This is a genomic window from Promicromonospora soli (genome assembly GCF_014653785.1).
Taxonomy (GTDB): Bacteria; Actinomycetota; Actinomycetes; order Actinomycetales; family Cellulomonadaceae; genus Promicromonospora; species Promicromonospora soli.
Genome location: NZ_BNAS01000008.1, coordinates 1 through 19,868, shown reverse-complemented (window position 1 = coordinate 19,868; position 19,868 = coordinate 1). Strand labels below are relative to the sequence as shown.

Sequence of the window (19,868 nt, the reverse complement as noted above, 5' to 3'; positions counted from 1 at the left end):
GGTCGAACGCACTATCCGAAGTAGATTGAATGATGCCGAGCGCATCGCGGGTTGAACCCGGCTGTGCAGGCCGGGCATCGCTCGGCGCCCCGGTACTCCGCGACGGTCAGCTCTGTCCAGCACACGCCGCACAGCACCGCCGGCCCGCCTGCTCCGGCCGGCCACGGCCGCGACGGGTGGTCGGCGGTCTGGTCGTGGCACAGGTGGCACGGGTAGTACTGGCCGCAGCACGCGAAACGTATCGCGATGATGTCCAGCGGCGTCCGATAGTGGATACACCTGGTCTGCTCGTCGACCGTGGGGCCGAGCACCACCGGCTTCATCGCACACCGCGTGCGGTCAGGGCGTCGCCGAGCTCGTCCGCGTGCTTGAGCGCCATGACCAGGAACGGCATCGCGAAGTGTCGAAGGCTCCGCCCGCCGCCGCGGGCGCGCTGTGCCTCGCGCACGTCACGGGCAAGGTTGGCGAGCACGGGCAGCGTGCTCAGCGTCAGTGCGAGCGTCAGCGCGACGCGCCGCGGGTCGAGACGCAGCCATGTCAGCGGCCCCATTGCCCGCTCGAACGTCTCCAGCAGCTCGGTCGCCGGGGTGGTCAGCGCAAGCAGCGCGGCGAGCGCGCAGGCCACGGCGACCCGGGTGGTGTTCGCCGCGGCACTCTCCGGCCCGAGGAAGATCAGCTGACCGATGAGGGTCACGCCGACCATCCAGCGGGTTGCGACGAGCTGGCGGCCGAGCTCGCGCATCCCCGCGCCCGGTATCGCGTAGCACGCGAGACAGACACCGGCCATGACCCCGGCGGCCCACCATGTCGCCGGCAGCAGACAGATCCCGAGCACCAGCAGGAGGAGAAGGGCGGTCTTCCGTCCCGGTCGGAGCCGATGCCACGGACCGTCCCCGGGCCGGTACAGCGTCACCATGGGATTCCCGCCTCGTACGTGGCGATCACTTGCTCAGGTGCCCCGACCTCGGTCACCGTCCCGTCCTGGACGAGCACCGCCGTTTCGCAGCGCTGTGCGAGCTCCAGATCGTGCGTCACCAGGACCAGTCGATGAGACGTGTCCGCGAGCAGGTGGTCGGCGACCCGGCGGGCATTGCGCGCATCCAGGTACGCGGTCGGCTCGTCGGCGACCACCAGGTCCGGGCGCCGGACGAAGGCGCCGCACAGGGCGAGCAGCTGCTTCTGGCCCCCGGACAGATCGTGCGACGACCGTGCAGCGAGGTCGGCGAGGCCGAACCGGTCGAGTGCTGCGATGACTCGCTCGTTCTTCTCGCTGCGCGGCGACTTCTCGGTGCGCAGCGAGAACGCGACATCCTCCGCCACGGTGGGCATGACGATCTGCGCGTCCGGATTGCTGAAGATCACCGCGACGCGGCGGCGCAGCTCTGCGGCCTGACGCACCGGGTCCAGACCGAGGACCCGCACGGTGCCGTCACTCGCGACGACCAGGCCGCTGAGCAGGCGCGCGAGCGTCGACTTGCCCGAACCGTTCTCTCCGACGACGGCGATCGTCCGCGCGTCCAACGAGAGGGTGACGTCGCGCAGGACGTCCGTATCGCCCAGGCGCACGCTCACGCCCTGGAGCGCGATGCCACTCATCGGATCACCTCGACAACCGCCGCGACGCCCATTCCGCCGCCCACGGACGCTGCCGCAACACCGAACGTCCCAGCGGGTGCACCTGCACGGACGAGCCGCCCGAACAGTCGCACCACGCTGATCGCGCCGCTCGCGCCCCACGGATGGCCCAGAGCCAGAGCTCCGCCGTCGGCGCACACGCGCGCGTCGTCGTCGTCGATGCCGAGGCGGCCGAGCACGGCCAACGACTGGGACGCGAACGCCTCGACGATCTCGAACGCCGCAACGTCGCGGATGTCGACTCCAGCGAGGTCGAGGGCCGCCTGCACGGCCGGCGCTGCCCCGACTCCAGGCAGTGCCGGATCGCAGCCGACCACAGCATGCCCCCGAACGGCAAGGCCCGGTGCGTGGCCCGCGAGCCGGCGCGGCACAACGGCGACCGCCGCGGCTCCGTCGCTGATGCGCGTGGCCGTTCCGGCGGTGAGAGTGCCGCCCGCGAACAGGACAGGCAGCCGGGACAACAACCGCTCGGCTACCCCGATGGAGTCGTCGGCGGTCAGTCCTGCCACCGGGACGAGCTCGGCCGCGAACCGCCCCGCGTCGCGGGCGGTGCGCGCCCGGCGATGGCTGCGTGCGGCGTGCGCGTCCTGCCGTTCCCTGCTGATGCCGTCGACAGTGGCCAAGTCCTCAGCGGCCTGCACCATGTCCGGGTCGGGCCACCCCTGCGGGGTGAACGCGGCACGGTCGTATCGCACGCCGTCGACGGACCGGACCGGAGCCGTTGACGCGCTCTCGACGCCGCCGGCGATCCGCGGACGGTCGTCCCCGGCACGGATCGCCGTCGCAGCGTCGAGCACGGCGGCGAGGCCGCTGCCGCACTGCCGGTCCACGGTCGCGCCTGTGACCTCGACACCCAGCCCGGCCGCCAGTGCGGAGACACGGCCCGGGTTGCCGCCGGGGCCCATGCAGTTGCCGAGCACGACGTCGGCGACCGCGAGCCCGCGCCCGGCCGCGGCCTCGGCGTCGTCGCGCACGGCACGGATGACGGGTGCGGCGAGCTGCTCGACGTTCAGGGACGCCAGTGCCCGCCCGCGGGTCCCGACCGGCGTTCGGCGGGCAGCGATGATGACCGCCTCATCCGGCAACCCTGCTCACCTCCCCGGCGAGCGCGCGGCGGACGACCTCGGCCCGAGCTGGCTTTCCCGACGCAGTGCGCGGCAGCTCCCCCGTGAACCAGATCCGGGGCCGGTGTGCTGGGCCCAGTCGGGCGGACACGATGCTGCGCAGCGAGCCCGTGGTGATCTTGGGAGAACCGGGAGCCGGTTCCAGCATCGCGGCGACGAGGGCTCCGACACCTGCTGCGGGGTATCCGAAGACGACGGCGTCCGCGATCGCGGGGATCTGACGGAGCTCGGCTTCGACCTCCTCGGGGATCACCGTTGCCGAAGCAGTGATGATGGCGCCGTCCGCGCGACCGCGCAGCCGCAGCGTCCTGGTATCGGTCCCGGTCTCGAGCTCGGCGAGATCGCCGACCGTCGCCCAGGCCCCGTCGGTTCGAAGAGGTCCGCCGTCCCCCAGGTAACCGAGGGCCGCGAATGGGGATCGCACCCACAGCTCGCCGTGGCGCACGTCGAGGTCCACCCCGGGGAAGGGGCGCAGGCCGGTGCCGTCGTCGACGGCCACGAACGAGAGCTCCGCCGCGCCGTAGTAGGCGATCACCCGGATACCTCTGGATTCGGCGTGCGCACGCACACCCTCGTCCAGACGGGAGCCGCCGACGAGCGCCGTCTGCACGCGCGGGAGCTTTCCACTGTCGAGCAGTGCGCGCAGCGCCTGCGGTGTTCCATGGAACGAGGTGGCCTCCGCGAGGCTCCCGTCGTGCCCCGGGAACACGGGACGCGGGCCGCCGCTCAGTGCGTGCGCCACGGAGAACAGGGTGAGCGAGGACGACGGCGGCGCGGGCAGGGCGACCACCCGTTCGGCCGCGGCGGGGTGGTCCAGGAGCGCGGAGACGGCGGGAAACGACTGCTCCCAGGATGCGGCCGTGCGCAGCACGACACGTGGCGTGCCGCTGCTCCCGGAGGTGAGCGACGCCCAGGCCGCGCCGAGCGGCGGGCGCGCGTCGCGGACAAGATCGTGCACTGCTTCCCGTTGCGCCGCGGGCCAGCGTCCGTCGCCGACGAGCGGGATGTCGCCCGCGGCGCGCACCGCGCGAACGTGGTCGACCACCTCGTGCGCGGCGCCGTACACGACGACGATGCGCGGTGTCATCCGGCCGGCGGTGTCGGGGCGTCGACCTCCTGGCGTTCGCTCGAGCGCCACGTCCGCCGGAACGCGCGGGGATACGCGCGCAGGAGCGTGCTGACGGTGAGCGTCGCCAGTACAGCCTTCACCAGGTCGCCGGGGATGAACACGAGGCTGGCCATCGCCGTCTGCGCGAGCGACAGCCGGGTGACCACGCTCTGGACGGGGATGCCGAAGGCATAGATCACGAGGACTCCACCGACGAGCATGGCGAGCGCCGTTCTCCACGCCGCCGGCTTGCGAGCGGACGAGTGCACGATCAGCCCGATGACGAACGCCCCCGCGATCCAGCCGATCAGATAGCCGGCGGACGGTCCGACGAAGACGCTGATCCCGCCGCGGCCGCCTGCCAGCAGAGGAAGCCCCGCTGCGGTGAGGGCGAGCAGCGCGACCATGGAGAGCGCCCCGAGTCGCGGTCCGAGAATCGCGCCGGCGAGCATGACCCCGAAGGTCTGCGCCGTGATCGGCACGCCGCCGAAGACGCTGAAGCTGCCCGGCAGGCCGAGGGCGGCGACCAGAGCGGCGAACACGGCCACGCGGGCCAGGTCGGTCGCGTCGAGCCCTCTTCGCTGTGGTCCGTGATCGTCTCGCACTAGCTTCTCCTTAACGGTGTTCACCTGAACGGTGTTCTGCACCATACTGGGGCGATGAGCGGATCCCCAAACGGACGGCGGCACAGCCGCGACGACGTGTCCGAGATGGCCCTCCGCCTCCTGGACGAGTACGGGCTGCCCGACCTGACGATGCGCCATATCGCCACGGCCCTCGAGGTGCAGGCGAGTGCCCTGTACTGGCACTTCCCGAACAAGCAGACGCTGCTCGCCGCGGTCAGTGCGCGGATTCTCGCGCCCATGGACGACGTGCGCGTCGAGGAGATGACCGTGTCCGAGGCCGTCCGCCAGCTGGGCGCACGCCTGCGCGAGTGCCTTCTCGCCTATCGCGACGCCGCCGAGCTGGTGTCGAGCTCGCTCGCACTCGGGCTCGTCGACTCGCCGATCCGGCCGCAGCTGATGGCGGTCACCCGCCGCGACGGGGTGCCGGACTCGCTGTCGCGGGTTGCCGCGGAGGCCGTCATGCACTTCGTCGTCGGGTACACGTTCCATGAGCAGCAGCGCCTGACCGCAGACTCGTTCGGGCTGCTGCCCGAGGCCACGTCACTGAACCCGGAGGACGCGAGCGCGCAGCCGGCGGAAGACGGGGATTTCGGGGAGGCGCTGACGATGATCGCCGACGGCCTGGAGGTATCGGTGCGCCAGTACACGTCGGGCGGCTAATTCTCAGCGCTTGCGCACGTGCCGCGGCGTGTCCTGGTCCTGGCGGCCGCGCAGAGCCCGCACGAGCCACCACGCCACCAGGACGACGATCGCGAGGATCACTGCCCTCTGGAACACCCCGACGCTCTGCTCGACGATGTGCCACTGCTCCCCCAGCAGGTACCCGGCGCCGACGAGCAGCGTGTTCCACACGGCGGAGCCGAGCGTCGTGAAGGCGAGGAAGCGCCCCAGCGGCATCCGCTCGACGCCGGCGGGGATCGAGATGAGGCTGCGCACGATCGGGATGAGCCGGCCGATGAGCACCGCCCAGCTGCCGTACCGCGTGAACCAGGCCTCGGCCTTGTCGACGTCCTCCAGCTTCACCAGCGGCATTCGGTCCACGATGTTGCGCAGCCGGACGCGCCCCAGCCACGCCCCCAGCCCGTACAGGAGGACCGCGCCGACCACGGAGCCCGCCGTCGTCCACACGAGGACGTGCCAGAGCACGAGGCTGCCCTGCGCCGCGGTGAAGCCGGCCAGGGGCAGGATCACCTCGCTCGGCAGGGGCGGGAACAGGTTCTCCAGGGCGATCGCAACGCCTGCGCCCGGTGCGCCGAGCGTCTCCATGAGGCCGATGGCCCAGTCGGCGACGGTGGTGGCGAGGCTCTGTGTCGTCATGCCCACTACGCTATGCGGCCGCGGCTGCGGGCGCGCTGAGCTCATCCGTCCTGGTTGTGGGGGTGCGCCGGGTGACCCGCTGGACGGTTGACCTACCCGGTTCGGGCTTTGCCCGTGATGTGACCAGCCCATAGGTTGCTCCGGTGCGCATCTTCCTCGCCGGTGCGACTGGCGTGATCGGGGCCCGGTTGCTGCCTCTGCTCGTCACTGCCGGCCATGACGTCACGGGGACCACGCGCTCCCCCGAGCGCGCAGGCATGATCGAGGAGGCTGGCGGCAGTCCGGTCGTCGTGGACGTGTACGACGTCGACGCGCTCACCACCGCCGTCGTCGCGTCCCGACCCGACCTGGTGATGCATCAGCTCACAGATCTGCCCGACGACCCCGCCGCGATCCCGGCGCGCGCTGCCGCGAACTCGCGGATCCGCACCGAGGGCACGGCCAACCTCCTCGCGGCGGCGCGAGCCGCGGGTGGGGCGCGGGTGCTGGCGCAGTCGATTGCCTGGACGCCGCCGGGACCGAGCGACGCCGTCGAGTGGCACGAAGCCGCCGTACTGGAGGCGGGCGGCGTCGTGGTTCGTTATGGCCAGCTCTACGGCCCTGGCACGTACTACGAGACGGAGCCGCCCGCGCGCCCACGTATCCACGTGAGCGATGCCGCTCAGCGGACGGTCCCGCTGCTGGAGGCGGCTTCGGGCGTTGTCGTCCTGTCTGATCCGGAGGACTGACCTAGCTGCCCAGGCTCCGTGCCGCTCCTGATCCAGGGGTGTCTGGCGTCGGAGCGCCCATTCGAGCTACCGCGCCTCGGCGTTCGGTCAGGTCAGGCAGTAGGCCGCCCCGGTTGCAGCCGCGAACCTGACTCATCCCACCAGCGATGCGCCACGGGGTCGCTCGGGATCCGGATACCACCCCGGAGCGCCGTGCGCCGTCGCGTCCGCCGCGCGGCTCGAATCGCGCTGGCCGTCGCAATGGGTCGATGATGATTCTGGCGCGAGCATCGCTTTGGTTCAGTGCGTGCGTGCTGGCGCAAGCTCAGGACAGCGGTTCGGCCGTTAGGGCGTGCGGTTCCATGGCAGCCGGCTATGGAGCCTCCCGCCGGAGCTTGATTCGAGGCTGAGTTACCTTGTGGACGTGCAAACGGCAGCGGATGAGCTCGTAGCCACCTACCTTCGTGCTCTCGGCGCCGCGGATGTGGGGCTGGCGGTCAGTCTCTTCACGGCCGATGGCGTGGTCCACTCACCGCTCTACGGCCCCCGACCAGCCCAGGACTTCTACTCGGAGCTGTTCGCGGACACGAGTCAGGCGAACCTGACTTTGAAGTCTGTGATGAGCGGCAAGAACCAGGACGGCCAGACGACGGTGAGCTTCTGGTTCCACTTCGACTGGCGCCTTCCCTCTGGCGCGGCGGCGCCGTTCGACGTCGTCGACGTGGCCACGCTCGGATCGGACGGGAAGATCAGCGAGCTCCACATCATCTACGACACGGTCGATGTCCGACCTGCCTTCGAGGCTGAGGTCGGGCAGCTCTCGTGGCGCCAGGCGCACTCGGGGTAGCCGGCCAGCGCGTGAGCGTCAGAGTCCGTCGCAGATCGGCATGGCCGCGCACACAACGCCAGCAGATCGCGCACGTGCAGGCGTCCAGTGACAAGGGAAGAGCCAGGCGCTGGCGACAGGTTGCTCAGCGCACAGGAGGACGGCACCGTCGAGAGGCACGCCGGGAGCCTTATCGACGCATCACCGCGGGCCAGGATCACGATCTACGGCTGTAGTACTAGGGCGTCTATCTGCACTGCTCAGCGTGGGTTGATCCGGTGCTTAATCCTGGTCGGCAGGCCTCGGTGCAGCGATGGCTCGAGGCCACCTGTTCGTCTGCTCGTCGCCATTCATGTCGGTGAAGATGATGGTGGCCGACATGCGGTGATCCAACCTGATGCCCGGCGTGAAATCGGCCCGAAGAGTTCTCTCCCAGACACGGGTCGACTGGCCAAGTACCACCGCTTGGCCGAGCTCGATCGACGTTGCCGGAGGCTCGAAGGTACGGTCCCAGTGCCTGCGCTCTATGGGGCGATCGAAGGTGATAGCGCAACGAACGTTGTCGATCGGCATCCGGCCCGGGTTCGCCAGGGTGATCTCAAACTTCCAGAGCGCCTTCCCGTCGGGGCCGGCCTCATACGGCGCCTGCGTCGGGCGCCACGTGATCGACACGGCCTCGATTTCGAGCCGTTGTTCGGCCCGTCGTTGACGCAAGAGCGCGCCCACCTGCCCTCCTGCGAATACTGCGGCGGCGACGGTCGCGATGGCTACGACTAGGTCCGTGACGTACTGGGCGTCTAACATAGGCGGCATCGTCCCATTTGCGCCCAGGGTTTGCGCAAGCGCGAACAAGAGTCGTTCCACTACTGTCGCGAGATGGCACCCGTTCCGCCCGCCGACCTGCAACTCCCTGCTGACGTCGCTGCTGCGGTGAGCGACCGGAAGACCGACATCCTCGGCCACGGGCCGGCAGCTTCGAGGCTGGCCCTGCCCTGGTGGAACCGAACGCTGACTGACTCTGGGCTCGGCCGGTTCAGTGTCACGTCGGATCCGAACGGTTCCGGTGAGCTTCAGCTGACACGTGGGTCGCTGTTTGGCCTTGCCACCGCAGTCGGGCCAGATACTGATGATGACGCCTACCTGAATCTGCTGTGGCACATCCTGGCCTGGGGCTCAGGGCCGAAGGTCCGGAACAACGGTCGACGCATCGCCGCGTTCGCCGACCCGGCTGAGGCGCGAGCGAACGTCGCACTGCTTCGGCAGTCGGCGGAACATGCACGGTCCGGTAACACTGCTGACGCGTACCGCACGCTGATCCGGCCCGGGAAGGCCGCGATCCCCTACCTAGGCCCGTCGTTCTTCACCAAGTACCTCTACTTCGCGGGGAACGGTGCAGCGTCACATCCCTGCGTCATTCTCGATGAGCGTGTTGCAATAAGCCTCCACCACGCGGGCTGGAGTAGCCTGCCGCCCCGGCGCGCGAACTGGTACACCGCCACTTACGTCGCATACTGCGAGCTACTCGCGCGTTGGGCCGATGAACTCACCACGTCAGCCACGCATGTCGCGCCCGACCAGATCGAGCGCGCCCTGTTCAACCAGGCTGGGTGAAAAAGCCGGGACCGCTCGGCATTTAGATGTCGTACGTTCGTCTCAGGCCTCTACGGATCGCACGACTGCCAAGGCCCCGTCCCGGTCCGCGAACCGCTCCCCGAAGACAAGAACGTCCCCTGAGCAGCACGAATGAACGTGCTGCGGGGACCTGTCCGCTTGTCGGAAACGGAAGTCCGTCGGTGCCGCGTGGGCAGGGCGAGTCCATGCAGGTCAGTCGCTTGAGACCGCGCAGCACACGGGCGATTCATGCAATCAGGACATGGTCTGCGGCGGCGGCGCGATCGCGAGGTTCTTCGGTGTGTGGAACTGGCCCCAGTCCCGCGCGACAGCGAACTCGCGGAGCCGGTCCCGTACGGACTCGATCGTGGCGTCGTCGTTCATGGGGTTGATTGTGCCGGGGCCACGCGCCGTCACGCGCCACCAGACTCCATGGTGCGGCGCCCCGGGCTGTTGGTACCCGCGACCGTTGCCCGGGCTCCAGTACGGTCCGCGAACCTCTCCGCTAACGTCCGCACCGCCATCGCCGGCGGGAGCGCAGCGGAGAACTTCAGCGTCTCGACCATCTCGACTGGAACATAGGGCACGGCACCGTCAAGGTCCTCATCCCGCAGTCTCCTGATTGAATCGGCTCCTCGCACCACCAGGTTCCGGTTGTCTGACTTGCCTTCCGGCCCACCTAGCGCGGCCCGGAGTGTCTCATTGGCCCGTAGACCAGCCCAGGTCCACCAGACGACGTCGTGCCCTCTTGCTTCAATGACGAAGGAGTCCTGGGCCACTGCCTCACGGTGCTCTTCCCGCACTGCCACCAACCGCTCCTCAGCACGCCGCGACAGCGGCACGTCCGGATCCGCCCCCAGCAATACCTCCCTCTGGGCGCGCATCATCTCGAACGAGTACGCGATCGGGTCGGAGTGCCACTTCACGTCGCCCTTCTCCCCAACGGGAGTCACCGCGACCTCGAACGCCTTCCAGTCCACGGCCTCCACCCACCAGGCACGGCCGTTGATCAGGATCGGCTTCCGCTCGCTCCGATCACCCGGGTCGGTCACGCTGCGCGGAAGTGCCAACGGCGAGATGAAGCCGAGCTCCTTGTTCCCGTGCAGGACCCGAAGTTCCTTCTCCGCCGTGAACGAGCTCAGCAGGTCCATGAAGTGCCGACGGCCGAAAGCCTTCTCAGCCGCAGGCCCGACCATCAGCAGACCGCCGTCGTCCACGAGGAATCCGGCCCCACGAAGGTAGGCAAGGACTTCCTCGCCGTCGTCCATCAAGGACAGCGATCCCCACCAGTCGCGCCAGGTCGAAGCGCCGTAGGCGCCTTCCTGCAGCGAGAGCGCCAAAAGTTGCTGCGCGGCCAGGTGTCGGGGGTGCGGCGACGGGCGCACCGGTTCCACGTACCCACGCCGCCACAGCAGCAGGAGCCCTGCGGCCTCTAGGAACGTGTCCGACGACGTCGCCAGGAACAGGGCGTTGCGTACCGTCCTCGGACGTCTTCCGGTGCGGCCAAGACGCTGGAGGAACGAAGCCACGCTGCGTGGCGCGTCGATCTGGATCACTCGATCCAGGTCACCGATGTCGACGCCGAGCTCAAGGGTAGAGGTAGCCACAATCACGACGTCGTGCGCCTCGGCGAACGCCTGCTCGGACAGCCGGCGTTCCTCCGCCGAGAGAGACGAGTGCGAGACGAATGTCTGCACGCCCATCTCACGCAGCTCGTATGCGACTTCCTCAGCCGTTCGTCGCGACTCACAGAACACGAGCCTCTTCTCGCCCCGGTACAGCGCAGCAACCACTCGCGCAGCATTCGAAACAGAGCCAACGAAGTCGAGCAGAACCTCGGGCTCAGGTGCGCCCGGTGCAGGTTGCTCAGCAATCACCTGGACCTCACGCGCCGCAGCGCCGGAACCCTGCATCCATGTGCCGATCTCGGAGGGGTTGCCCACGGTGGCGGACAACCCGATCCGCTGGACGTCGCGGGCAGCGATCCTCTGCAACCGCTCGAGCACAGCTAGCAGGTGCCATCCCCGATCAGATCCCGCAAAGGCATGCAGCTCGTCGATCACCACCGCCCGCACACCGGAGAAGAACGTTCGATTTTCCGTGGCACCGGAGACAAGCATCGCCTCGAGTGACTCGGGAGTGGTCAGCAGAATGTCGGGCGGCTCTGCCCGCATCCGTCGGCGAGCGGCTTGGCTGACGTCGCCGTGCCAGAGCCCAACCGTCCGCCCCAGCCATCCCGCGTAACGCTCGACGCGCGGGTAGAGGTTGTTCAGGAGAGCCCGCAGCGGCGTGACGTACAGGACCGACAGGCCCTGCCAGTTCTGTTTTGCCATCTCGGACAGCAGCGGGAAGGTCGCCGCCTCGGTCTTTCCGCCGGCAGTCGGCGCCAGGAGCACACAGTCCGCGCCCGACCGGACGGGCTTCACCGCGTCACGCTGCAGAGGTCGCAGGGCGGGCCACCCCAAGGAGTTGACCAGGTGGTACTCAAGCGCCTCGTCCAGGCCGGAAACTCCTGCCACTACGGTCTCACCGCCGTCCGTCGAGGTCGCTCAGAACTTCAGGTCGATGTCGTCGATCGATGTCGCAGCTAGTGGACGGCCCAGGCTTCGCGCTTCCAGCTCGGACTCGGTAAGTTCCGACGCGCCCACGGTGAGCGCGTAGTCGCGACGTGGGTCGAAGGCTTCGAATTGGTCCACGCGATCGAGCACGTCCGCGACCAGCTTCTTGAGGAACACGCGCGGCGCTACGCCAACCTTGCCACCCAGCTCACCAGTAACGGCGGACCCAAGCGTGGCGACATATTCATCATCGACCAGGACCTCGATCCGATCGGCTGCCTTCGATCCCGTAGCGAAGATGTCACGAACCCGAATACCGAGCTCGACGAGCGAATCACCGGTAAAGCCGTGCAGCCGGATCTGCGGAGCACGGGGATTGTCGAAACGGGCGTCGGTCGCGAAGTCGGTCTCCAGCCGCTGCGCCAGAGGTGCGAGCCGCTGAACGCCGTTCGTTCCGGTGAAGAACGCCGGTGTTCCCGTCAGCACCAGATACAGACCGGGAAAGCGACCAGCATCGATCTCGTCCATGAGCTGACGCAGTGCATTCAGCGACTTCTCCCTGACGTCGGACCGCATCCGCTGCAGGGTCTCGACCTCGTCGAGCACCAGGATGAGACCGGCATAGTCCGAGTCACGCAGAACGGTCAGCAGGCCCTGCAGGAACCCGAGCGCGCCGAAATGATCAAGGTCGCCCTTGACGCCGGCCGACCGCTTGGCCGCTGCGCCCACGTGGGGCTGGCCGGCAAGCCACGCAAGGAGGGCGTCTGCATGAGCCCGGTCGCCATCCGCAACGGCGCGCCGATAGGCACGAAGAACAGCGGCGAATGCCGGAGCCTCCCTCGACACGGACTCGAGCCGCTTCTCGAGCAGCTTCTCGGTGCCCGCTTCTACGGCGCTCGTCGTCGATGCGCCGGACTCGCGGACTTCGCGATCAAGAACGAACAGCCATCCGTCGATCACGTCCCGGAAGGCACTCGTCGGAGTGGACGACGTCGACAGGCTCTCGATCACCCGCCGGTAGACCGTCTCAAGCTTGTGAAGTGGTGTCTCGGTCTCGGAGACCTGCACCTCCGCGGTCACGAACCCGCTCTTCCTAGCACGCTCCGTGAGCCAGCGAGCGAAGAAGGTCTTGCCGGAGCCATACTCGCCGCGGACCGCCTTGAACTGTGCGCCACCACCCTTGACCGAGGACAGCTCGTCGTCGATCGTCGCTTCGAACCTCCCCAGCCCCACCGCAAGGATGTCGAGCCCTTGCTGCGGAACCGTTCCGCGGCGCAACGCGTCGATGACTTCTCGACGACGACGCGGGCTCATGCGGACAGCGCGGGAAGTCATGCAGACAGGCTCCTCAGGATCGGGGCGTTACCCACTCATCGTGGCATGGCGCGGAACCGCGGCATCTGAGGCACGGCCCGGTCATTGCTCAACTCCGAACTGTTCCCGCAGCATCGCCACGTCGAGCCGCACCGTCTCGCCGCCGTCCTCCGTCGAGAGAACCGAGTATCCGTCGACGTTCAACAGCCGCTTGAGCACCGACAGCATCTGATCGACGGTGGTCGCGGCCACCTCGGCGGCCGCCGCAACGGCGTCGCGATGCGCACGGCCATGGTGCGCCAGAAGCACTCGCAGCACCGCCGCCGTTACCGAGTCGTCCACCACGAAACGGCCGGCGCCCTCGCGCTGCTCGGCATACGTCTCTGACGCCAGGATCTGGTCCACCAGATCGGCACCGGGCTTTCCGCCCGGCGCATGGGTCGGCTCCGCGATGTCGAACAGTGCGTCCTGGTTGTCGCTGAAGAAGAGATCCGTGGCGCGAGCTGACTTCTTTCGGCCCCGCTGGCCCTTTACCGGCGTCGCGTCAGCGGGCGCTGCGGGCCCCTCAACCGGAGTGGTCCACCAGCCCGGGGTCTGCACCGGGGCAGGCTCCCAGCCCTTAGCTCCGCCACTCGTATTCACGTCCTGGAAGACGAGAACCGGCACGGTGATCTCCGCCAGTGATGCGCCGCCGTGGTACCCAGCATGAGTCCGCCCGTACCGAAGGTCATCGCGCCAGAGCAGAACGACGCCGTCGTCGGGTCCGACGACGCGTGGCCCACTCACCTGCACCTCGCCGTCGCCAACCGGCCCAGAGGTAGCGAGCCGCCATCGCGAATCCGCACCGCCTTCTGGACGCGCAGTGGTACCCCGCTCGACCACGTGACCGTGGTCGGAGGTGATCACGACTGCCCTACCTGCCTGCCAAGCTGCCTCCAGCAGCGCTCGCAGCGGCGCAAGCTGCCGCAAATCCCACGTGGTCGAGGAAGTGTCGTTCTTGTGTGCTGCGTCGTCGATCGCGTTGATCACGACGCCGACCACGGGCACCTTCGGGTCGGTGACTGCCTGTGCAACGGGAGCCGCCAACGCCAGGCCGCCCTCGGCTCGCAGTTCGCCCTTGTGGAACGCGACCGACCCCGGGAAGGCAGCCGCAAGAGCCGACTTCTCGATCGCAGCGTCGCCGGACCGGACAGCACCGGAGAACAGCGTCGTCCGCGAGACCTCGGTGAGCGAGGGCAACGCCGCTGCCAGTGCCAGCCGCCGACGAGTGCTACTCGGCACCCACTCGGCCATTCCGATCCTTGCTACTTCGCCGGCCAGCTGTGTGGCGATCGCCGCACTCATTCCGTCGAGCACGACAAGAAGGACACCCCGACCGCCCTTCCACGGGCCGACCACGCCACGGAGCAGGCCCTCCACGCCCAGCGCGACTGAGCCCAGCACACCAGAGCTCGCAACTTCCACAGGCGCAACCTCGCCCAGGCGACCCCCAGCGATCTCGTCTCGAGCCCGACGGCGTCCACGCACCCTCTCGATCAGCCGTCGGTACGCGGCGCCGACTACTGGCTCATCCGCTCCGGTCCACAGAACTCCGAGGGCGGCATCGGCCCATGCCCCGTCGTCCATCTGGCGGCCCAGGTCTTCGGCCAGGTTTGCGGTGCTGGCCTCCGGTGCGGCAAGCCATCGGGCGAGCCGGACCGCCATCTCTGGAGCATCAAGATCGCGCCCATCGCGGTGTTCGCGGACTCGCGTCAGTGCCTCTTCAAAGCCGGTCCCTGCATCGAGCGCGGTCCCCAGTGCTTCGAGCCGGACCTGAAGCCCAGGTCGCAGCACAGTGGACTCGCGGGCACCCTCGGGCCAGCCGAGGTCGCTCAGCAACACCTCCGCCTGCCGGAGTGCTCCGGCAGCCTCGGGGGCATTGTCCGTGCCCAGCCGGAGCATGGCAGTCCTGGCGAGACGCGCCACGGCCTTCGCCTGCGTTTCTGCGACAGTACGACCGTCCACATACCGCTCCACCCGAACACGTGCAGCGAGCTGCTCCGCCGACGGGTCGCCTCCGTTCTCTGGCCACAGCACATCCATGGCCAGCGCCACCGAGAGCGGTGCGACATGTTCGGTCCGTTGCGCCACCTGCAGCGCGAAGGCGGCACCCACTCCGAGGTCGTCTCCCGCCCAGTCGATCAAGTGGCCGCGCAGGACCTCGTCGATCTCTGCCCACGCGGCGCGAACCTCGCGGCGCCCGAGACCGGTGAGCAACAGGACGCTGTCCAGATCGGTGGCTGGGTCGAGCCGCAGCAGGTGCGCCAGAAGGGAACCGAGTGCGTGCTGCGCGGTCAGCGCGGGCTCGGCCGAAGCCGGCCAACCCGCCGTGGGCTCGTGGTCAAGCAGAGCTGTTGCAACCCATTTGCGACGCCGCAACTCGCTGCTGACCTCGTGCGCACCGACGAAGAGCCCCGGGACCGCGGCCCACTCGTCAGGTTGGTCGACCTGCTGCCTGTGGGCCCGCACCAGGACGCTCTCGCCCAGATCCTCTCGCGTGCGGTCGGTGAGCACGACGAGCTTGTCGTGCTCACCGAGGTTCTCGTAGGCGTCGAGGATGGCAAGCTGAGAAATGCCTTCCACTATCCGCACCGTCCGGCCGTCAACGACCAGGTCGCCATGCGGCCACTCCGGTCTGGCCCTCAGGACAAGCACCTGCGCTTCCGCCTTGAGGAGAGCGGCAGCCTTCTGCCGCACCATCGCCGGAGAGACGACGACGGTGCGTACCGTCCCGGCTGTCACTGTCACTCCCACCTCCACGAGACGGTGAGCTTCTTGCCGGCCACCGGCTTGGTGAACTCAACCGCCAGAGACTGCGCAACGTCCTCGATGTCGGCGGCCCTCCGGAGCGAACGAGACTCGCCACGCGTCCGCTTGGTGAGCTCCTCCTGCTGCTTGCGCAGCTCGGCCTGCTGCCCTTCGAATTCCACGCGGGCCCTGCGGAGCCGCTCTTCCTCCTCGTCGAGCCGCCGCTGGCGCTCGTCCGCCGCCCGCCGCTCTTCCACTTCTCGGGTCTTGCGTGCAGCCTCTTCCGCTGCCAGCCGGCGTGCCTCGGCCTCCTGGTCCACTACGGGCTTGCGCGCGACCAGGATCCGGGTGACCCCTTGAGCTGCCTTCGCCAGAGCCGTCCGGAGCGATGCATGCTGCTCGACGTGGCCGGCGGCCTGCCGGAGCGCCGTGAGGGCAGCATCGGCCTTCGCATCGCCCAGTAGGGGAAGCTGCTCGATCAACGCCCAATCCGCACCCTGGATTGCCGCGGAGACCTCGCTCGCCGTAGCGATCGTGCTGGCCATCGGCTCGAGCTCGGCCGGTAGGTCAGCGTCGGCCAGCAGTCGCAGCCGCTCGACGTCGTTGGAACCGGCTGCGACCGTCTCGCACAGCTCGTAGGCACGACGAGCGAACGACAGCCGCGGGGAGACGTCGCTCAGCCCAAGCAGCGCCGCGTGCTGGTCGAGGGAATCAACGAGCTGGCGGGTGCTGTGGATCGCTTCTTTGAACCGGGCACCCACCTGGCCCAGCCGGCCAACGGCGGCCAGGGACAGCGTGTGCTCGTTGGCACCAAACCCGAACAGCGCCTTGGACCGCGCTCGAGCGCGCTCCCACTCATCAGGCGTCGGCAGCACCGGCTCATGCAACACCATGTCATCGGTGAGCGACCCGAGCGGTGGCGTCGCCGTCGGGCTCTCATACCTGAACCATTGCCGGTCTGCTAAGGCTGCCCAGGCCAGCACCAGAAGATCCTCGACGTCACGCGTCATGCCGAACGTCTTCAGTGCCTCGCGCAGTGCGCCTACCGTGACATCACCAGAAGCGCCTGCTTTGACGAAGGCGTCGGTCCACTGAAAGTGGACCGCGTCCAGCACATAGGTGGACTCGGACAGCCGACCCACACCAAAGGCCTCCACGACACGCCGGATCTTGCCCTGGGTCGCGCGGTCTACGCCCTCGAAGCGCCCGTTGGGCAGCGCGACAGCACGACGCGCGACCTCAAGGACTGCAGACAGCTCGCCGCGCTTGACCTCTTCCTCACCGCGGTCCACGGTCGGGTGCTTGGGATAGCGCGACGTCAGGGCGCCGCCGAGCAGGTCGGTCACCGCCTGCCGCATCGACGGCACGTTCGGCTTCAGGGGGTCGTAGTCGCTGGCCAGCGACATGAAGGTGTTTCCCTCCTGAAGCCGCTGCCCCAGGTGGTCGCCGTTGTCCGCGTCGATGCCGTACGCCTGCCGTAGCGACGCCACGACCTGTTCCCGCAACGAGTCGCGCTGGTTGGTGAGCTGCCGCCTAGCCGGCTCCCGCTCGGCCAGAGGGAGGTTCTGCGAGTACTGGTCGAACCGGCTGCCCGTCAGCAGGAAGTCGAGCTTGACCAGCTTGCCGACGTCGGACATCCGCTGTGCCGACAGGAAGTGTGGCAGCCAGGCGACCGTCTCGGTATCCAAACCGTCGATCTTCTCGCGGCGCAGGCGCTCAACGTCGTCGGCAGGTGCGTGGCCTTCGTCGAACGGGAAGTCGATGATCAGCCGCCAGCGGTCGTCGGCGGCACGCAGCGTCTCCACGCGCACGCTGGAGGTGTCGCGTAGGTTGCCAAAGGCGACGTCCACCGTGCGCTTCTGCCCGCGCCAGACGTGGTTCAGCTCGTATCCAGTACCACCCAGACGACCGGTCTCGGCTGCGCCGATCTGCTCGGCAAGCATGCGACGCAACAGGGTGCGACGGTTCTCGTCCCGGTCCTCGCCGTCGACCTGAGAGACGATCGCGTCGAGGTCCACACCTGTCAGCTGCAGCGTGATGATCGGGTCGCCACCAGCACCCACGGTGATCTCGCCGAACTCGGCTGCCCACTGTTTGGCCAGTGTCGCAACCTGGCCCGCTTCCATGCCGGGGAGCATGGCGACCACGTCCCCGAAGTTCAGAGCAGCGAGCCGCGAGGCCGTGAGGTCCTTGAGCGAGGCTGTGCCGGGCGCGATCGCTGCGACCAACAGCGTCTTGGCCAATCGCTCTTCGCGTCGGTACTGGTGGTCCCGGGGAAGCCCGTCGGCCTCCTGCTCCGTCAGGTTGTGCTTGACCAGGAGCCACGGCTGCATCTTCATGGCGAAGAACGCCCGCGCGGAGCGGAACAGCTGCTGCATGTCTTCCGACGTCGGCGTGGCCTCGCCCAGCACGATCACGTCGAAGAGGTCGCCCGCGGGGATCACGTCGCCCACGGTCAGTTCGTCGCGCCCACGGACCAGCAGGTCCGTCATTGTCTTGAGCGCTGTGCGCTCGCGCTGCATGATCGACGACAGCGCCACCAGCGCGTCCACCAGTGCTGGCGAGAACGGGTAGACCTGCTCGAAGTCGCCGCCCCTGGATCCGGCCTCACCACGAAGCAGGTGCTGCCATGCGGCCGGGTTCGCCCGCACGCGCCCGACGGCGGCAGTTAGCGCCTCCTTGGCCTCCTCGCTGCGCGGCTGCAGGAGGCGCTTGTGCACGATATGCGGCAGGTCCGCCGCCGCCAGCGTGATCGCGTCGAAGCGGTCCTCCCACCACTGGAAGGAATCGGCAAGAGCCATCTGCTCGGCGCCCACGGAGCCGCCGCCCAGGAAGTCGGAGAGGTTGCGCTGCCGGGCCACGAACGACACGAGCGGCACAGCGAGCTTGCCTGTCCCTGTCTCCACGAGCTTGGCGACCTTGGAGGTTTCGTTCGAGATGAACGTGGTGTCCCGTAGATGACCGGCCAACCACAGGACAAGCTCGTCCAGGAACAGCACGATCCCGTCGTAGCCCAGGTCCTTCGCGTGCGCCGTCATGGCCTGGAGACCAGTAGTCATGTCGAGCCACGTGCCGGTCTGCTCGAACGCCGGGAAGTAGGAGGCTACAAGCGCCGCCACGACCTTCTGCCGGTCGCTGTCCCCTGCAGCCTTGCCGCGCGCCGCTTCATACTGAGCCGGGGTGACACCCGACGATGCGCGTGCTCCCCAGCCTGACGACACCGGTGCAACCCCGTCGAGGCCGGCGAAAAACGCCTCGTCGCCCATTTGTGCACGGAGGCTGTCTGCGTTGTCGAGCAGCGCATCCGATCGGTGCAACACCGGGACCGGAGCATCGGGATGCTTGGTCTTCACCGCGGTGAGGTACCCGGAAAACAGTGCCTCCTCGAACGAGCCCGCGCCCAACAGGTGGTAGTCCACCGTAAGGAGCTTCCGGTCGAGGACGGCCGAGTGCTTGGCGACCGTCGACTGCAGCCCTGGCAGTGCCTTCGCCACCGAGTTGCCAGTAAGTAGAAGCTCCATGATCGCCATGTAGTGCGACTTGCCAGCACCGAACGACCCGTGGACGAACGCACCCTTCGCTGCGCCACCCTTGAGAGTCGATCCGACGAGTGTCAGTCCCGAGTCGAAAGCGCGCGCAATCGAGTCTGTCACGACGTAGTCGCGCAGGGTCTGTTCGGCGGCCTCCTGCGCCTCGTGGATGCGTAAGACGAAGTCATCGTCGTGGACTGCTTCGGGAATCGAGATCGCGTCCCGCAACGGGAGGGCGAGGCTGTTCACCTGCATGGTTGGAGCCTAACTATCGACTGTTGCCCGGGCGGTCGATCGGACGCATGCCAGTCGGGTGAACGTGCTTCGACAAGCGCGGTCATGCGTTGGCCCTACGCCCCCGTTTAGTCGGTTCGGGCGTCCACGCCGTGACCTGATCCCGCGTCATCTCGAGGCGGGACAGGTGCTGGTCGATCGTCCCGGAGACCACGGCGGCCGCGCTCGTGCCGAACGCCGGCTCGATCTCCGAGTGCCACTGCGCCACCCACGGCTCCAGCTCCACCAAACCCGCGACCAACGGCACCACGGCCTCGTCCGGAGCACCACGCGACAGCTGCGCCAGGATCTCCCGTGCCAGGGCCAGCGCCTGGTCGCGGTGCGACCAACCAGCCCATCCCAGCAGGACCGTCGGGTCGCCCTCGTGCCGCACGTCCGGGTACGCGACGAACCGCTCCTTGGGCACGTCGAGCTTGCCGCGCGCCTTCCAG

Annotated in this window: 18 protein-coding genes; 4 read left to right on the top strand and 14 right to left on the bottom strand. The window is 68.4% G+C overall.

The annotated features are described in order from the left end of the window. Positions 1 to 11 precede the first annotated feature (11 nt). Genes IE250_RS21200 through IE250_RS21175 form a run of 6 tightly spaced genes read right to left on the bottom strand, consistent with a single transcriptional unit; the run spans position 12 to position 4,472 of the window. A complete protein-coding gene (locus IE250_RS21200) occupies positions 12 to 323 on the bottom strand; it encodes a CHY zinc finger protein (protein WP_189671309.1) in 312 nt (103 codons plus the stop codon). Then, a complete protein-coding gene (locus IE250_RS21195; RefSeq protein ID WP_189671308.1) occupies positions 320 to 916 on the bottom strand; it encodes a CbiQ family ECF transporter T component in 597 nt (198 codons plus the stop codon). Before IE250_RS21195 ends, IE250_RS21200 begins: the two co-directional genes overlap by 4 nt. Beyond that, complete coding sequence (locus IE250_RS21190) at positions 910 to 1,596, bottom strand: energy-coupling factor ABC transporter ATP-binding protein (RefSeq protein ID WP_189671307.1); 687 nt, start codon at positions 1,594 to 1,596, stop codon at positions 910 to 912. The genes IE250_RS21195 and IE250_RS21190 overlap by 7 nt, the downstream gene beginning before the upstream one ends. After that, entirely contained in the window at positions 1,593 to 2,720 is a 1,128-nt protein-coding gene (locus tag IE250_RS21185) for a thiolase family protein (protein WP_229872663.1), read from the bottom strand. The genes IE250_RS21190 and IE250_RS21185 overlap by 4 nt, the downstream gene beginning before the upstream one ends. Further along, on the bottom strand, positions 2,710 to 3,846 hold the full coding sequence (locus IE250_RS21180; protein ID WP_189671306.1) for a class I adenylate-forming enzyme family protein: 1,137 nt from the start codon (positions 3,844 to 3,846) through the stop codon (positions 2,710 to 2,712). Before IE250_RS21180 ends, IE250_RS21185 begins: the two co-directional genes overlap by 11 nt. Continuing rightward, positions 3,843 to 4,472, bottom strand: a complete 630-nt coding sequence (locus IE250_RS21175) for a biotin transporter BioY (protein ID WP_229872662.1) — start codon at positions 4,470 to 4,472, stop codon at positions 3,843 to 3,845. The genes IE250_RS21180 and IE250_RS21175 overlap by 4 nt, the downstream gene beginning before the upstream one ends. 54 nt (positions 4,473 to 4,526) lie before the next feature. Here IE250_RS21175 and IE250_RS21170 point away from each other — a divergent pair, with 54 nt between their 5' ends. Further along, positions 4,527 to 5,153 (top strand): TetR family transcriptional regulator, encoded by a 627-nt coding sequence (locus tag IE250_RS21170; protein WP_189671304.1) that lies wholly within the window; start codon positions 4,527 to 4,529, stop codon positions 5,151 to 5,153. 3 nt (positions 5,154 to 5,156) lie between these two features. On the opposite strand, the gene IE250_RS21165 is transcribed toward IE250_RS21170, so the two are convergent. Beyond that, a complete protein-coding gene (locus tag IE250_RS21165) occupies positions 5,157 to 5,810 on the bottom strand; it encodes a DedA family protein (RefSeq protein ID WP_189671303.1) in 654 nt (217 codons plus the stop codon). Between the two features lie 143 nt (positions 5,811 to 5,953). Between IE250_RS21165 and IE250_RS21160 the strand changes: the two genes are divergently transcribed. Both IE250_RS21160 and IE250_RS21155 read left to right on the top strand, forming a co-directional pair. Continuing rightward, on the top strand, positions 5,954 to 6,538 hold the full coding sequence (locus IE250_RS21160; RefSeq protein WP_189671302.1) for an NAD-dependent epimerase/dehydratase family protein: 585 nt from the start codon (positions 5,954 to 5,956) through the stop codon (positions 6,536 to 6,538). Between the two features lie 403 nt (positions 6,539 to 6,941). After that, the gene (locus tag IE250_RS21155) at positions 6,942 to 7,364 is read left to right on the top strand and encodes a nuclear transport factor 2 family protein (protein ID WP_189671301.1); all 423 of its coding nucleotides are present in this window, start codon (positions 6,942 to 6,944) and stop codon (positions 7,362 to 7,364) included. Between the two features lie 261 nt (positions 7,365 to 7,625). On the opposite strand, the gene IE250_RS21150 is transcribed toward IE250_RS21155, so the two are convergent. Beyond that, positions 7,626 to 8,147: a hypothetical protein gene (locus IE250_RS21150; RefSeq protein ID WP_189671300.1), complete on the bottom strand. Its 522-nt coding sequence runs from the start codon at positions 8,145 to 8,147 to the stop codon at positions 7,626 to 7,628. A gap of 72 nt (positions 8,148 to 8,219) precedes the next feature. Here IE250_RS21150 and IE250_RS21145 point away from each other — a divergent pair, with 72 nt between their 5' ends. Then, positions 8,220 to 8,954, top strand: a complete 735-nt coding sequence (locus IE250_RS21145; protein ID WP_189671299.1) for an 8-oxoguanine DNA glycosylase OGG fold protein — start codon at positions 8,220 to 8,222, stop codon at positions 8,952 to 8,954. A gap of 255 nt (positions 8,955 to 9,209) precedes the next feature. Here the strand turns inward: IE250_RS21145 and IE250_RS24910 are convergent, their stop codons facing one another. From IE250_RS24910 to IE250_RS21120, 6 genes are all read right to left on the bottom strand, one after another. Then, positions 9,210 to 9,338 carry a nucleoside triphosphate pyrophosphohydrolase family protein gene (locus tag IE250_RS24910; protein ID WP_268247856.1) on the bottom strand — a complete coding sequence of 43 codons (129 nt, stop codon included), beginning with the start codon at positions 9,336 to 9,338 and terminating at the stop codon, positions 9,210 to 9,212. Positions 9,339 to 9,367: 29 nt separating this feature from the next. After that, positions 9,368 to 11,473, bottom strand: coding sequence for a DEAD/DEAH box helicase (locus IE250_RS21140; RefSeq protein WP_189671298.1), 2,106 nt, complete (start codon positions 11,471 to 11,473; stop codon positions 9,368 to 9,370). Between the two features lie 30 nt (positions 11,474 to 11,503). Further along, positions 11,504 to 12,847, bottom strand: coding sequence for a BREX system ATP-binding protein BrxD (gene brxD / locus IE250_RS21135; RefSeq protein ID WP_189671297.1), 1,344 nt, complete (start codon positions 12,845 to 12,847; stop codon positions 11,504 to 11,506). Positions 12,848 to 12,928: 81 nt separating this feature from the next. After that, entirely contained in the window at positions 12,929 to 15,625 is a 2,697-nt protein-coding gene (gene pglZ / locus IE250_RS21130) for a BREX-2 system phosphatase PglZ (RefSeq protein ID WP_229872660.1), read from the bottom strand. Continuing rightward, positions 15,610 to 19,398: a DUF6079 family protein gene (locus IE250_RS21125; protein WP_189671295.1), complete on the bottom strand. Its 3,789-nt coding sequence runs from the start codon at positions 19,396 to 19,398 to the stop codon at positions 15,610 to 15,612. The genes pglZ and IE250_RS21125 overlap by 16 nt, the downstream gene beginning before the upstream one ends. Before the next feature lie 82 nt (positions 19,399 to 19,480). Further along, a partial coding sequence (locus tag IE250_RS21120) for a DUF7008 domain-containing protein (protein ID WP_229872659.1) occupies positions 19,481 to 19,868 on the bottom strand: 388 nt, incomplete at its 5' end.

Coding starts and splice junctions, on each gene's coding strand:
- IE250_RS21170 (WP_189671304.1), top strand. CDS start 4,527: ATGAGCGGATCCCCAAACGGACGGCGGCACAGCCGCGACGACGTGTCC.
- IE250_RS21200 (WP_189671309.1), bottom strand. CDS start 323: ATGAAGCCGGTGGTGCTCGGCCCCACGGTCGACGAGCAGACCAGGTGT.
- IE250_RS21195 (WP_189671308.1), bottom strand. CDS start 916: ATGGTGACGCTGTACCGGCCCGGGGACGGTCCGTGGCATCGGCTCCGA.
- brxD (WP_189671297.1), bottom strand. CDS start 12,847: ATGACTTCCCGCGCTGTCCGCATGAGCCCGCGTCGTCGTCGAGAAGTC.
- IE250_RS21125 (WP_189671295.1), bottom strand. CDS start 19,398: ATGCAGGTGAACAGCCTCGCCCTCCCGTTGCGGGACGCGATCTCGATT.
- IE250_RS24910 (WP_268247856.1), bottom strand. CDS start 9,338: ATGAACGACGACGCCACGATCGAGTCCGTACGGGACCGGCTCCGCGAG.
- IE250_RS21150 (WP_189671300.1), bottom strand. CDS start 8,147: ATGTTAGACGCCCAGTACGTCACGGACCTAGTCGTAGCCATCGCGACC.
- IE250_RS21180 (WP_189671306.1), bottom strand. CDS start 3,846: ATGACACCGCGCATCGTCGTCGTGTACGGCGCCGCGCACGAGGTGGTC.
- IE250_RS21145 (WP_189671299.1), top strand. CDS start 8,220: ATGGCACCCGTTCCGCCCGCCGACCTGCAACTCCCTGCTGACGTCGCT.
- IE250_RS21165 (WP_189671303.1), bottom strand. CDS start 5,810: ATGACGACACAGAGCCTCGCCACCACCGTCGCCGACTGGGCCATCGGC.
- IE250_RS21190 (WP_189671307.1), bottom strand. CDS start 1,596: ATGAGTGGCATCGCGCTCCAGGGCGTGAGCGTGCGCCTGGGCGATACG.